Below are 12592 nucleotides of genomic sequence, written 5' to 3' on the forward strand. Positions count from 1 at the left end.
GATTACCCCCCTACCTTGATATTATTAATACCCACGACGCGGTTGAACACATAAAACAGCGCTAACACCACAAACAACAATAGACCGCCTAAAGCCCCTGCCATGCCCCAGTTCAGCGAGGTTTGCATGTGATAAGCAATCATGTTGGAAATCATCTGTCCGCTTCGTCCACCCACCAATGCTGGCGTGATGTAAAAACCGATGGAAAGAATGAAGGTCAACAGCGCACCAGCGCCAATACCGGGTAGCGTCAGCGGCATATAAACTTTGGCAAATGCGACTAAAGGCGTGGCACCGAGTGAACGAGCCGCGCGGAAGTAAGTCGGACTAATGCCCTTCATCACGCTGTAGAGCGGTAAAATCATAAACGGCAAAAGGATGTGAACCATCGATACCACGGTGCCAAACGTATTGTGGATCATTTGAATCCGTTCCGACGTTAAGCCAGACCAAATCAGTAAGTCATTAATGACACCTTGGTTTTGCAACAACACAATCCAAGACGTAGTCCGAACAAGTAACGAAGTCCAAAATGGTAGAAGAACAACGATCAACAATAGGTTTGCGCGCTTATCTGGTAAGTTTGCTAGCAAGTACGCTACGGGGTATGCCATCACCAAACAAATGAGCGTGATTAAGACCGACATCCAAAAGGTTTTAAAGAAAAGGTCGACGTAGATCTGGCGTTTTTCTGGTTGCGCTTCAATTTCACCAAACTCATTCACTTGCATGTCTAATGCCGCTAAATAGTGGCTCAATGTTATGGCACCACTGAGGTTCTTAAACGCCGCCCAATACTTGGTTTCTGCCCAGCGCTTATCTAGCTTAGACAACTCAGTCATCGATGCTGGCAATGATTCAAGGCGAGATAACTTTCTCCCGGTTTTCATCATTAAGCTACGCATTCCGGAAACTTCAATATTCATGCGATTGGCGATTTTTGGCAGCGTTTTGCTTTGATACAAACCCAATAGCTCATGAGAAAACGCAGCGATCACTTCTGGGTGCGGCTGACCTCGATAGTCCCAGCTTTCCAGCGCTTGAATTGTTTCTGGCAATACTTGAGGTATGGCTCGATTGTCGACACTGCGATACAGCATTTCTAAGATGGGAAATGCAAAGGTGATTAAAATGAAACACACCAAGGGCACAGTAAGCATGATCGAACGGATGGTTTTTCTCCGTTCTGCTTTTTGCAGCTGAGCTTTGAGATCGTGTTCTTGCTCATGAACTTGGCGCTCGATTTCCAATACCGAGTCCAATGAGGTTAGCTCTCGACTCATGCTGCCTCCTCATTGCATTCCGTTTGCGGTTGAGATTGAGGTTGTGAGCAATCAAGGGCGTGACAATCTTCACTTTGCCAGCCGATGCGGCATTGTGCGCCCGGAGTAAGTGAGAGATGGGTGCGATTGTCATTTGGCACTTTGACGACGAGTTTACCCACCGTCTCAACGTCAACCACTAAGCGATAATGGTCACCATGGTAAATGAGCTCACGCAAGATACCGGAAACTTGGTTATCACACTGATCGCCATCAGACTGAAGGATGATTTTTTCCGGTCGAATCGAAAGCGTGGTGCTCTGCCCTCGCTCTTTGACTCTTACAGGTTTCGCATTGAATGCCGCTTTCCCGACCTGCACTTGGCAACGAGTATCATCTAACGTGTTTACAATACCGGTAAGTTGGTTGTTCTCACCGATAAACTGCGCCACAAACGCATTGCTTGGCGATTCGTACAACTCAGTTGGCGGCGCCAATTGCTGCACTTCGCCATGGTTAAACACCGCAATGCGATCAGACATCGTCAGCGCTTCATCTTGATCGTGCGTCACGTACAAAATGGTGATGCCGAGCTTTTCGTGAAGATGCTTTATTTCCATCTGCATTTGCTCGCGAAGCTGCTTATCCAACGCACCCAACGGCTCATCCATCAACACAAGTTTTGGCTCGAACACCAAGGCTCTGGCGAGGGCGACGCGCTGTTGCTGACCGCCAGATAACTGCTTGGGATAACGACTGGCAACGTGCCCTAGCTCCACCATGTCTAATGCGCTTTGCACTTTACTCTCAATGTTTTCACTGTCGAGCTTGCGAACCTTCAGCGGGAAGGCAAGGTTTTCAGCAATGGTCATATGGGGAAAGAGCGCATAGTTTTGAAATACCATGCCGATGTCTCGCTTATGCGGAGCAAGGTTGTTCACCGGCACCCCATCAATATAAATTTCGCCGCCAGTGGCAGTTTCAAACCCTGCCAGCATCATTAAGCACGTGGTTTTGCCCGAGCCGGAAGGTCCAAGCATGGTGACAAACTCACCAGGGGCAATATCTAAGTTAAAATCTTTTACAACCAAGTTGGTGCCATCGTAGGTTTTCTTAACGTGTTGAAAGCTGACATAGTCCTTGTTCGCCGAATTCATGGCTTCCCTCCTCTCACTTTTTTGAACATCAAGAATAAGCAGAGCGTCAGTTAACGCCCTGCTAAGCAGCTTGGTTATAAATTGTATTTAGTTAGGTCTAAACGAGTAGCAAGCGCATGCTCGACCAATTGAATCACCTGTTCACGCTCTGCGCCTTGCAAGATTTGACGAGGGGCACGAACTTGCTCAGAGCCGCGTCCACACACTTGCTCCGCCAGCTTGATGCACTGAACCAAAGTTGGGATGGTGTCTAAACGCAGCAATGGTAGGAACCAGCGGTAAATCTCCAACGCTTCTGCGTAACGACCTTGACTTGCCAACTTGTAAATCGCTACTGACTCTTCAGGGAATGCATTGGTCAAGCCAGAGATCCAGCCTGTTGCACCAAGCATTAGTGATTCAAGCGCAATGTCATCAACGCCGCTGAACACGGTAAAGCGGTCGTCAAATTGGTTATAGAGTTCCGTAATGCGGCGCGTATCCGTGGTGGATTCTTTCACCGCCACAATGCTTTCAAATTCAGCCAACTTCGCCATGATGTCGAGATTGACATCCACCCCGTAAGAAACTGGGTTGTTGTAAATCATAATAGGCATTTCTGGCGTCGCTTGCGCCAAAGTGCGGTAGTAATCAAAAGTCTCGCTTTCTGATGTACGGTACACCATTGCAGGCATCACCATACAGCCATCAATACCGATTTTTTGAGCGTCTTGCATATAGTCAATCGCTGCAGTGGTAATGGACTCTGCCGTACCAGCAATCAAAGGTACACGACCATTGACCACTTCTTGTGCTGCCTGCAATACCTGACGTTTTTCTTCTGGATACAAGGCGCAGTTTTCTCCTACTGTACCCAAACAGATGATGCCGTTGACGCCATCCTTAATTTGGTTATCGATAACGGTTTGTGTTGCATCTAAATCAATTGACTGATCGTGACGAAACTGAGTACTGACCGCTGGATAGACACCTTTCCATTCTACTTTCATTAACTTTCTTCCCTATATGTATATTGTATGCAATTTTAGAAGGCGAGCGAAAATGCTCAAACTAGGCTGATGCCGCTTTCTTTCAATACCGCTTGTACAGCGGCTAAATCGGCTAAGGCACTGCCCACCGATTTGTATAAGGTGATCGCCTCATCACTCTGACGCCCTCTCACTTCTTTGGCGCAAAGCTGTGGCAACTCTCCTTTAATCTGCTCGGCGTTAAACACGCCCTCTTGGATTGGGATCAGTAAATCCCCTGCTTCCGCTAACACATTGATACGGCTGTCGACATACACCAGTGCGCGCTGCACAACTGTCGAGTCACACTCTCGTTTATCCGAATCATGATTACCCACTAAGTCGATATGTGTGCCGGGTAGAACCTTTGCACCATCAAACAGTGGTGTAGCGGAAGCGGTTACACAACTAATGATATCAACGTGTTCAAGAGTCTCATCGACGCTCTCAACCACCGACACCGCAAACTGACGTTCGATTGGCAAGGATTGATACTCTGGCGAAGAGACAATGCGATCAACGGTAGCCATCGCTTTGTCCAAGCTTCGTCCCCAAACATAAACCTGTTTAAGCGGCCGAACCGCAGCATACGCCCACGCAAAATATGGTGCCAGATTGCCAGTTCCGCATATCAGCAACCGAGAGGCGTTTTCACGCGCTAGGTAATCCGCAGCTAATGCAGAGGCCGCCGCTGTACGCCAAAAAGTCAGCACTTTTCCATCGACCAATGCGACGGGTTGACCGTCTTCTCTTTTAAACACCAAGATTTTGGAAGCCAGCGTATCTTTGCCATCTGCTGGGTTTTGCGGAAAATAGGTAAAAGCTTTAACCGCGATTAAGTCTTGGTTCCATGCGGGCAGCAAAGCAAATGCTTCATACTTACCTTCTTCCAAAGGCATCACTCTTCGTTGGGGAATAGCAGCTGGCTGGGCATAAGTTTCTCGCATGGTTTCAATCAATGACTTCATGCTCAAACACGTGGCAACTTGCTGCGCATCGATAACGTTCATGGTTTCTCCAAAGCAAATAAGGGGGGACATCAGAGGCGGAACTTTTGATTATCAAGCCCGCCCCTTCAGACGTAACACTCAACTGAGTTAGTGCTTAGTTAACGCCTAATTAAGCAGCCACGTATTAAACTCTTCATTGAGTTCATCGGCATAATCCGACCACCACTCGTCATCAATCAAAAAGGCTGTTTTAAAGTTCTGCGGTGCGGTAGGCAGGTTTGCCAAAATCTCAGGACTTACCTGCGCCGATGACGATTTGCGGGTTGGACCATAGGCAACGTATTTTGCTTGGTCAGCTAAAGGCTTGGTGCCCGACGAAAAAGCGATGAAATCGAGCGCTAACTTGGTGTGCGCACTGCCTTTTGGAATCGCCCAGCCGTTCATGTATCCCATTTGGTGGTCCCAAATGATGCGAAATGGTTGACCTTCATCTTGTCTGGCATTATGGATACGACCGTTAAATGCCGAGGCTATTACCACTTCTTTGTCGGCGAGCATTTGTGGTGGCTGAGCACCTGTGGTCCACCACAACACTTGTGATTTGATGGTATCGAGCTTGGCAAATGCTCGCTCGCGCCCTTGTTCGGTCTCCAGCAAAGCATAAACCTCTTCAGGCTTCACACCATCCGCCAGCAGTGCCCACTCTAAGTTACCTTGAGGCTGCTTTTGCAGCGCACGCCGACCAGGAAAGGTGTTCAAATCAAAAAGGTCGGTCAACTTGCTTGGTGCGGCTTTGCCTTTAAATGCCTCTTCATTAACGGCAAGCACCGTCGAGACCACAATCGAGTTGATTGCGCATTCGTGAATCGCCCCTTCAATGAAATCTTGTTCTGCTGGTGTCCCATCCGCACCCGGCGGCAAAATACTCGGATTAACAGGCTCTAAAAGCCCTTCTGCACAGCCGCGTACAATGTCTGGTTTGTCTAGTGATACCAGATCCCAGCGCACATTATTGGCTTCTACTTGCGCTTTGATTTCGGCTAAACCACCACTGAAGTCTTCTGAGACAATCTCTACACCCGTCTTTTTGATAAAAGGTTTGTGATACGCCTCAACTTGGCTCTTGGTAAACGCACCACCCCAAGACACAATCGTTAATTTCTCTTCTGCGTATGCATAGGTCCCCAACAGCATTCCTGAAATCAACATCGCCAGTGGTGCTTTCGTCATTCGTGACATGTTTTACTCCTTTGGTCGTTTTCTGGAGGTATCCGGATACGGCTGCTGGACACCTTGTTGTTAAATTTTCGTTAACATTAGCATTAAATATATTTTATACAATATTTAATCTTAAAATTTTTTAAGCGAATCGCTTGAGCATAAATGGTGAAAGATCAACCGATGGGCTTTTACCTTCAACAAGCTCCAAAATGAGTTCGGCGGTGATTGCAGCTTGGGTTAATCCAAGGTGCTGATGTCCAAATGCCAGCAGCACTTTTCCTTCGCAAATCTGGTCAATCACAGGTAACGAATCCACCGTTGAAGGTCGATTTCCCATCCACTTTTCTTGTTGTTTGAGTGGGTTTAATCCACTTTCGAACATCGCATCACCTTGTTGATACAGCATCTCGGCACGCTTCATATTCGGAGGAGATTCTACGTGCGCATACTCTACTGTTCCCGCTAAACGCAGCCCACTCGCCATCGGCGTCATGATAAATTTTCGGTCGGCAGAGCTGATCGGAAACGGCAGCGCTTGCCGTTTATCATCCATCATTAAGTGATACCCTCGCTCGGCTTGAATAGGCACAGCGATACCAGTTAATTGCTCCACTAAAGGCTTGGAATGCACCCCGGCAGCAACGATGATACGGTCGAATAAATATTGACTTGATTCCACCGACACTTGCCCCGATTTACTTAGAGCATCAATCGTTTTATTAACAATGGTTCCCCCCTGCTTCTCAAAGGCATCATAGAGCTCAACGCAGATGGAATAAGGGTCTATTGTATGTCCCGTCTCAGGAAAAAACACACCATGACGAATTTGGCGACTGATCTCGGGAAGTTGTTCACGGATGGTTTTCTGCGTCCAAACTTGATACTTCACATCGTGTTTTTTTAGCTCTTCTAGCGTACTTTGATAACGTTCGAACAGCCGCTCGCTTTCAAAGGTCAATAACGAGCCATCCATTTTGATCAGGTCTTTTTTCTCAATGGAATCGAGCAGCTGTTGCCAGCTTTTCACTGCTCTTGAATTGAGACTTTTGATGGCGTTGGTCGAAGGCTCTGTCGATGATGGTTTGGCTTTTGATAAGAACCGAAGCATCCAACCCATGGTGGAAGGGAGATCTTGCCAACGGATAGAGACCGGACTTTTTGGGTTCAATAGCATCTTAGGTAACTGAGGAATCAGACCCGGTGTTGCAAGTGGAAAAACTTGCTCAGTGGCGATATGTCCTGCGTTCCCTTTCGAGCAACCATTTCCCACGCCATTCGGGTCGAATAGCGTCACCTGATGCCCTTGTTGCTGCAATTTTAAGCCAATCGCTAAGCCGATGATCCCCGCGCCTACTATCGCTATATTTTGATTTCCAGTTTCTTCCTTGACCAACATGAATATGCTCCAAGTCACATTTGAAAAAGCAGATTGTATACAATATATTTTACATCACGATAACATTAAGCCTGTTCGATTCAACCCATTTTTTCAGCAAGGAGCGAAAAATGAGACAAGGAACCTTTTTCTGTATCGATGCCCACACCTGTGGCAACCCTGTCCGATTAGTGGCGGGCGGTGTTCCTCCACTTAAGGGCAATACCATGAGTGAGAAGCGCCAATATTTCTTGGAACACTATGATTGGATTCGTCAGGCATTGATGTTTGAACCTCGTGGTCACTCCATGATGTCAGGTTCCGTCGTTTTACCGCCTTGTAATGACAATGCTGATGCCTCGATTTTGTTTATCGAAACCAGCGGCTGCTTACCAATGTGTGGGCACGGCACAATAGGTACCGTCACCACAGCAATTGAGAATCGGCTGATCACACCAAAGGAAGAAGGTCGTTTGATCCTTGACGTCCCTGCTGGACAAATCGAAGTGCATTACCAAACAAAAGGTGACAAGGTCACGTCAGTTAAGATCTTTAACGTTCCTGCTTACCTTGCTCACCAAGATGTCACCGTTGAAGTAGAAGGACTGGGAGAAATCACTGTCGATGTTTCTTATGGAGGCAACTACTACGTGATTGTCGACCCACAAACCAACTATGCCGGTCTTGAGCACTACTCACCTGATGAGATTTTGATGCTCTCCCCCCGAGTGCGTGAAGCCGTTTCAAAAGCGGTGGAATGTGTGCATCCAGACGATCCAACCGTATGTGGTGTCTCTCACGTGCTTTGGACAGGTAGCCCTACTCATGAAAACGCAACCGCTCGCAACGCCGTGTTTTACGGCGACAAAGCCCTCGACCGCTCCCCTTGCGGCACAGGCACCAGTGCCCGTATGGCGCAGTGGCATGCCAAAGGCAAACTTAAACAAGGTGAGGACTTTGTCCACGAAAGTATTATCGGCAACCTGTTTAACGGACGTATTGAAGGCGTCACTGAAGTGAACGGGCGAGCAGCCATTCTGCCTAGCATCGAAGGTTGGGCGCAAGTGTATGGACACAACACCATTTGGGTGGATGACGAAGACCCATACGCGTATGGATTTGAAGTGAAATAAGGACAGTAAGGAATCACAATGAACCCGCAAACCGACAACATTTTTTACGCGACCAACGCCTTTACCGGTGAGGCGCTCCCTTTAGCTTTTCCTGTTCATACGGAAGTTGAGGTCAATCAAGCCGCTACTACAGCAGCAAAAGTCGCGCGCGATTTTCGCCGCTTAAGTAACAGTAAGCGTGCTAGTCTGCTTCGCACGATTGCCAGTGAATTAGAAGCAAGAAGCGATGACATTATCGCCCGAGCCCATTTAGAAACGGCGCTTCCAGAAGCACGTCTGACAGGAGAAATCGCTCGTACAGCTAATCAACTTCGCTTATTCGCTGACGTAGTCAATTCTGGCAGTTATCACCAAGTCATTCTTGATACGCCAGATCCAACTCGTGCCCCGTTACCTAAACCAGATATTCGTCGCCAACAAATTGCACTTGGTCCCGTCGCGGTATTTGGTGCATCCAACTTCCCTTTGGCTTTCTCTGCTGCTGGTGGAGATACTGCTTCTGCCCTAGCGGCAGGTTGCCCGGTGATTGTAAAAGGTCATACGGCGCACCCAGGTACAAGCCAAGTCGTTGCAGAGTGTATCGAGCAAGCGCTGAAACAAGAACAGCTACCACAAGCAATTTTCACCTTGCTACAAGGAAATCAGCGCGCTTTAGGACAAGCTCTAGTCAGCCATCCTGAAATTAAAGCGGTGGGCTTTACTGGATCGGTTGGTGGTGGACGCGCCCTGTTCAACCTAGCGCAGCAGCGACCTGAGCCAATCCCGTTCTATGGTGAACTTGGTGCGATTAACCCGACGTTTGTTTTCCCTTCTGCAATGACAGCCAAAGCAGATTTAGCGGATCAATTTGTTGCCTCAATGACCATGGGCTGTGGGCAATTTTGTACGAAACCTGGCGTAGTGTTTGCGCTGAATACACCGGAAACACAAGCGTTTATTGAAACCGCGCAAGCCCTTATTCGACAACAGTCTCCTTCCACTCTACTTACTCCCGGAATCCGTGATAGTTACCAATCACAGGTCGTCAGCCGAGGCTCTGACGACGGAATTGACGTCACTTATTCTCAAGCGGAGTCCCCTTATGTGGCATCAGCTCTCTTTGTTACGAGCAGTGAAAACTGGCGTAAACATCCTGCGTGGGAAGAAGAGATTTTTGGTCCACAATCGTTGATCGTCGTTTGTGAAAATGTGGCTGATATGCTTTCGCTCAGTGAAATGCTAGCAGGATCGCTAACCGCGACAATTCATGCAACGGAAGAAGATTACCCACAAGTAGCGCAGCTCATCCCTCGTTTGGAAGAGATTGCCGGACGATTGGTATTTAATGGCTGGCCGACAGGCGTAGAAGTTGGTTATGCCATGGTGCATGGCGGCCCTTATCCCGCATCGACCCATTCGGCTTCGACTTCTGTTGGTGCAGAAGCCATTCACCGCTGGCTACGTCCGGTGGCTTATCAAGCGTTACCAGAAAGCTTACTGCCCGATTCGTTAAAAGCAGAAAATCCATTGGAGATCGCGCGCGCAGTAGATGGCAAAGCAGCTCACAGTTAAGTCATTGGCTCAAAAAGGCACCAGTTGGTGCCTTTTATTTCACGCCACATCTCAAAACCTTCGCTTGCAGTTGGCTTAATCCAGAAAAACAATAAACTAAAGAAATTGGATACAATATTTATTTTTGACGGGAGACTTCAATGTCACAAAAACCTGTTTTTAAGACCCGCACTCAACTGGTTGAGGAAGCGATTCGAACTCAGATCCTTAAGGGCGAGTTAAAAACTGGTCAACCTTTACGTCAGGACGCGTTGGCAAAAGAGTTTAATGTTAGCCGTATTCCCGTTCGTGAAGCGTTAGTGCAATTGGAAGCACAAGGATTAGTGAGTTTTGAGCCTCATAAAGGGGCAACAGTAACCGAGCTCTCTCCAGATAAAATCGACGAGTTGTTCGAACTGCGCGCCGTAGTGGAATGCCACATTTTAGAGCGTGCGATTCAGAACATGACTGACGAAGATCTCGAACATGCACGTGAAGTCCGTGAACGTTTTGAAGCGGTAGTCAACAGCGGCGATGAAGTGGAAGAATGGAGCAACTACAACTACGAATTCCATAAAGCGCTGTATGCCCCAGCAAACATGCCAGAAACCATGGATGTGATTTACAGCCTCAACACTAAGTGCGACCGCTACATTCGCATGCAACTGCTGTTCACGACGGGCATTCAAAAGGCAGAGCAAGAGCATTTGACCTTGTTCGAAATGTGTCAAAATCGCGATGTGGACGGCGCTAAGTATTTGCTGAAAAAGCACATTTTGGAAGCTGGCACCGCCATTCGTAACTTGTTGTTGGAACAACAGAACACATCAAAATAAGCTCAGCAGTTAAGGTGGTGTTAAGAAGTGAATGTCGGACCTAAATTTCTATTAGCGGCGCTGCGACAAAAGATCAAAGATGAGGGGCTGTGCTACAGCTCTTTGTCGGAGAAAAGCGGTATTCCGTTGTCGAGCATCAAACGCCACCTACATAATCCTTCTTTGGGCTTGGATAAAATCCTTGTCTATCTCAACTATTTAAACACCGATCTAATTGAACTAGCCAACCTCGCCAATCAGCTTCAGCATGAGAACGAACAAATGCTGACAGAGGAGCAAAGCGCGTTATTTCTTGAACACCCCTACCTTCTCGACTTTATCTATATGGTGACGTCTCGTAACCTCGACCCGCAAGACATTGCGAAAACCTATCAGTTATCAGAAACCAGTCTGCGTTTTTATCTGCGCATAGCGGAAATGCTAGGTTATGTTGAAGATTTTGGTGATGGGCTGTTCTACCGTTCTGGGCGACGCTTTTTGATGGAAGAAGGCTCTGAACTCGACTCACTATTTCGTGAACGCTTCCAAAAAGAATCCTTATCTCACGAGGTAAATCCGGGTATTTGTGTAGGTCGTATTCGCTTAACCAACGCACAGCGCCAACAACTAGAAGAAGAAGTTTACAACAAGCTAGTCAAGCTCAATGCAATCAATACTTCTAATGATGACGGTGAACTCACCAACGTATTAATGCGTTGCACTCCAGGAACACAGATTTTCTTCTCTGATGGGTTGCCTGACATTGACGGCGACTTATTAAAACAGGTTGCTCAATTCACTAACAAAACGATGAGTTAGCAAAACAACCTGATTTTAGTTAATCCCTTAACCACTGTTTAAATTAAATCGTTAATATAGACTCTGCGATTACGGTATTTCTGCCGCTCAGTTTAGCTTTATATAAGCATTGGTCTACTTTATCCAAGAAATATCGAATATCTGAGCATGATTCTGCTCGCTGACTAAATACGCCAATCGAACTGGTTAATAAATGGGTGTGTGCATTATTTTCACATAGGATTGAAAGTTTAGAGATCGATTCTCTCAGTAACTCTGCACGCTCAACGCAATGTTCATGCTCTGAGTCAACGAGCACAATCAAAAACTCTTCCCCGCCCATTCGAAAAGCGACTTCGTCAACACCATTGAACTGAGAAGATAATAACGCCCCAACCTTGGTGATGGCTTCATCGCCCTTTAGGTGGCCAAGCTCGTCATTAAGTTGTTTGAAGTAATCTAAGTCAATGGAAATAAAGCTGACAGTTTGCTTTCCTGCTTGCGCTTTAGAAAGAATGTCTGGCGTCATGATGTTGAAGTATCGACGGTTATATAGTCCCGATAGTTCATCTGTTATCGCAAGTTCTTGCAGCTTTTTGTTGAGGCATCTCAACTCTTTCTCTGCCACAAAACGACGATGTTTTTCTCTAACAAGCTCAATGGATTGAGTAGACACTTCAAAATACATTTTGAGAACAGTATCTGCGACTAAACCATTGATACCCTGCAGTGTATCTACCGCGTTCACTTTTGCCGTCTCTAAAGAATCGGTAGATTCCAACTCTTTCAACGCGACACTCATTTTCTTGTCATCGCCGATGATATGGAATACGAGCCAACGAATTAAGAACTGCAGAATATGTTCGATAGATTCTTGCCAGTTGAGGGTTTTAGATTCAGATTGAATCTTGATGACTTCGTTGACAAACGACGCATGACTTTTCTTGTGATCATCATTCCAAACATCATCGACAAAGTGTTCGTTCCAGATGCTTTCTTCAAAAGAGAAGTGGTATTGAGCGTAGTCTTTTAATTCACTAAACACACCGTCAACTTCTATTTGATCATCATAAATCAACGTATTGGCTAATTTATTTACCAATAAAAAGAGATGGTAATGTTGTTCATCGACCTTTTTAATCCCTGTCTCAAAATTGTGATTCCAAGGGAAAATGATAAGTTCATTATCAGACATAACTATTCATGTATTAACACTATTTCTTGTGGGGAATAGTACCCCATGTTATTTAAAGTTGATAGCCCTTATAATCAAATCTATTAATCAGAAGAATAGCCAAATTTGTTATAAATATTAAATTAATAAATTTATTGTTAAAAAATAGC

The 12592-nt window shown here is 46.5% G+C and carries 11 protein-coding genes; 4 read left to right on the top strand and 7 right to left on the bottom strand.

Going from position 1 to position 12592, the window contains the following annotated elements; translation table 11 throughout:
* Positions 1-2 precede the first annotated feature (2 nt).
* From ACLIIY_RS07745 to ACLIIY_RS07770, 6 genes are all read right to left on the bottom strand, one after another.
* Positions 3-1283 (bottom strand): ABC transporter permease, encoded by a 1281-nt coding sequence (locus tag ACLIIY_RS07745; RefSeq protein ID WP_434528459.1) that lies wholly within the window; start codon positions 1281-1283, stop codon positions 3-5.
* Positions 1280-2419 carry an ABC transporter ATP-binding protein gene (locus ACLIIY_RS07750; protein ID WP_434528460.1) on the bottom strand — a complete coding sequence of 380 codons (1140 nt, stop codon included), beginning with the start codon at positions 2417-2419 and terminating at the stop codon, positions 1280-1282. The genes ACLIIY_RS07745 and ACLIIY_RS07750 overlap by 4 nt, the downstream gene beginning before the upstream one ends.
* Positions 2420-2493: 74 nt before the next feature.
* Positions 2494-3408 carry a dihydrodipicolinate synthase family protein gene (locus ACLIIY_RS07755; protein WP_009705942.1) on the bottom strand — a complete coding sequence of 305 codons (915 nt, stop codon included), beginning with the start codon at positions 3406-3408 and terminating at the stop codon, positions 2494-2496.
* A gap of 56 nt (positions 3409-3464) precedes the next feature.
* Positions 3465-4436 (bottom strand): ornithine cyclodeaminase family protein, encoded by a 972-nt coding sequence (locus tag ACLIIY_RS07760; RefSeq protein ID WP_434528461.1) that lies wholly within the window; start codon positions 4434-4436, stop codon positions 3465-3467.
* 105 nt (positions 4437-4541) lie between these two features.
* Complete coding sequence (locus ACLIIY_RS07765) at positions 4542-5615, bottom strand: polyamine ABC transporter substrate-binding protein (protein WP_434528462.1); 1074 nt, start codon at positions 5613-5615, stop codon at positions 4542-4544.
* A 121-nt stretch (positions 5616-5736) separates the two neighbouring features.
* Entirely contained in the window at positions 5737-6993 is a 1257-nt protein-coding gene (locus ACLIIY_RS07770) for an NAD(P)/FAD-dependent oxidoreductase (protein WP_434528463.1), read from the bottom strand.
* A 110-nt stretch (positions 6994-7103) separates the two neighbouring features.
* Between ACLIIY_RS07770 and ACLIIY_RS07775 the strand changes: the two genes are divergently transcribed.
* The 4 genes from ACLIIY_RS07775 to ACLIIY_RS07790 all read left to right on the top strand — a co-directional run bounded on the left by ACLIIY_RS07775 (position 7104) and on the right by ACLIIY_RS07790 (position 11269).
* Positions 7104-8105 carry a 4-hydroxyproline epimerase gene (locus ACLIIY_RS07775; protein WP_434528464.1) on the top strand — a complete coding sequence of 334 codons (1002 nt, stop codon included), beginning with the start codon at positions 7104-7106 and terminating at the stop codon, positions 8103-8105.
* 18 nt (positions 8106-8123) lie between these two features.
* A complete protein-coding gene (locus ACLIIY_RS07780; RefSeq protein WP_434528465.1) occupies positions 8124-9656 on the top strand; it encodes an aldehyde dehydrogenase (NADP(+)) in 1533 nt (510 codons plus the stop codon).
* Between the two features lie 140 nt (positions 9657-9796).
* A complete protein-coding gene (locus ACLIIY_RS07785; protein ID WP_434528466.1) occupies positions 9797-10471 on the top strand; it encodes a GntR family transcriptional regulator in 675 nt (224 codons plus the stop codon).
* Positions 10472-10498: 27 nt separating this feature from the next.
* A complete protein-coding gene (locus ACLIIY_RS07790; RefSeq protein ID WP_041055605.1) occupies positions 10499-11269 on the top strand; it encodes a hypothetical protein in 771 nt (256 codons plus the stop codon).
* Between the two features lie 43 nt (positions 11270-11312).
* Here ACLIIY_RS07790 and ACLIIY_RS07795 read toward each other — a convergent pair whose 3' ends face one another.
* On the bottom strand, positions 11313-12443 hold the full coding sequence (locus tag ACLIIY_RS07795) for a GGDEF domain-containing protein (RefSeq protein WP_434528467.1): 1131 nt from the start codon (positions 12441-12443) through the stop codon (positions 11313-11315).
* Positions 12444-12592 lie beyond the last annotated feature (149 nt).

Origin of the sequence: Vibrio sp. K4 (assembly GCF_051122595.1) — a bacterium.
In the GTDB taxonomy this organism is placed as follows: domain Bacteria; phylum Pseudomonadota; class Gammaproteobacteria; order Enterobacterales; family Vibrionaceae; genus Vibrio; species Vibrio owensii.

Excerpts from the sequence above, each read along its gene's own strand:
- ACLIIY_RS07780 (WP_434528465.1), top strand. The coding sequence starts at position 8,124 with ATGAACCCGCAAACCGACAACATTTTTTACGCGACCAACGCCTTTACC.
- ACLIIY_RS07750 (WP_434528460.1), bottom strand. The coding sequence starts at position 2,419 with ATGAATTCGGCGAACAAGGACTATGTCAGCTTTCAACACGTTAAGAAA.
- ACLIIY_RS07770 (WP_434528463.1), bottom strand. The coding sequence starts at position 6,993 with ATGTTGGTCAAGGAAGAAACTGGAAATCAAAATATAGCGATAGTAGGC.
- ACLIIY_RS07755 (WP_009705942.1), bottom strand. The coding sequence starts at position 3,408 with ATGAAAGTAGAATGGAAAGGTGTCTATCCAGCGGTCAGTACTCAGTTT.
- ACLIIY_RS07760 (WP_434528461.1), bottom strand. The coding sequence starts at position 4,436 with ATGAACGTTATCGATGCGCAGCAAGTTGCCACGTGTTTGAGCATGAAG.
- ACLIIY_RS07765 (WP_434528462.1), bottom strand. The coding sequence starts at position 5,615 with ATGTCACGAATGACGAAAGCACCACTGGCGATGTTGATTTCAGGAATG.
- ACLIIY_RS07795 (WP_434528467.1), bottom strand. The coding sequence starts at position 12,443 with ATGTCTGATAATGAACTTATCATTTTCCCTTGGAATCACAATTTTGAG.
- ACLIIY_RS07785 (WP_434528466.1), top strand. The coding sequence starts at position 9,797 with ATGTCACAAAAACCTGTTTTTAAGACCCGCACTCAACTGGTTGAGGAA.
- ACLIIY_RS07745 (WP_434528459.1), bottom strand. The coding sequence starts at position 1,283 with ATGAGTCGAGAGCTAACCTCATTGGACTCGGTATTGGAAATCGAGCGC.
- ACLIIY_RS07775 (WP_434528464.1), top strand. The coding sequence starts at position 7,104 with ATGAGACAAGGAACCTTTTTCTGTATCGATGCCCACACCTGTGGCAAC.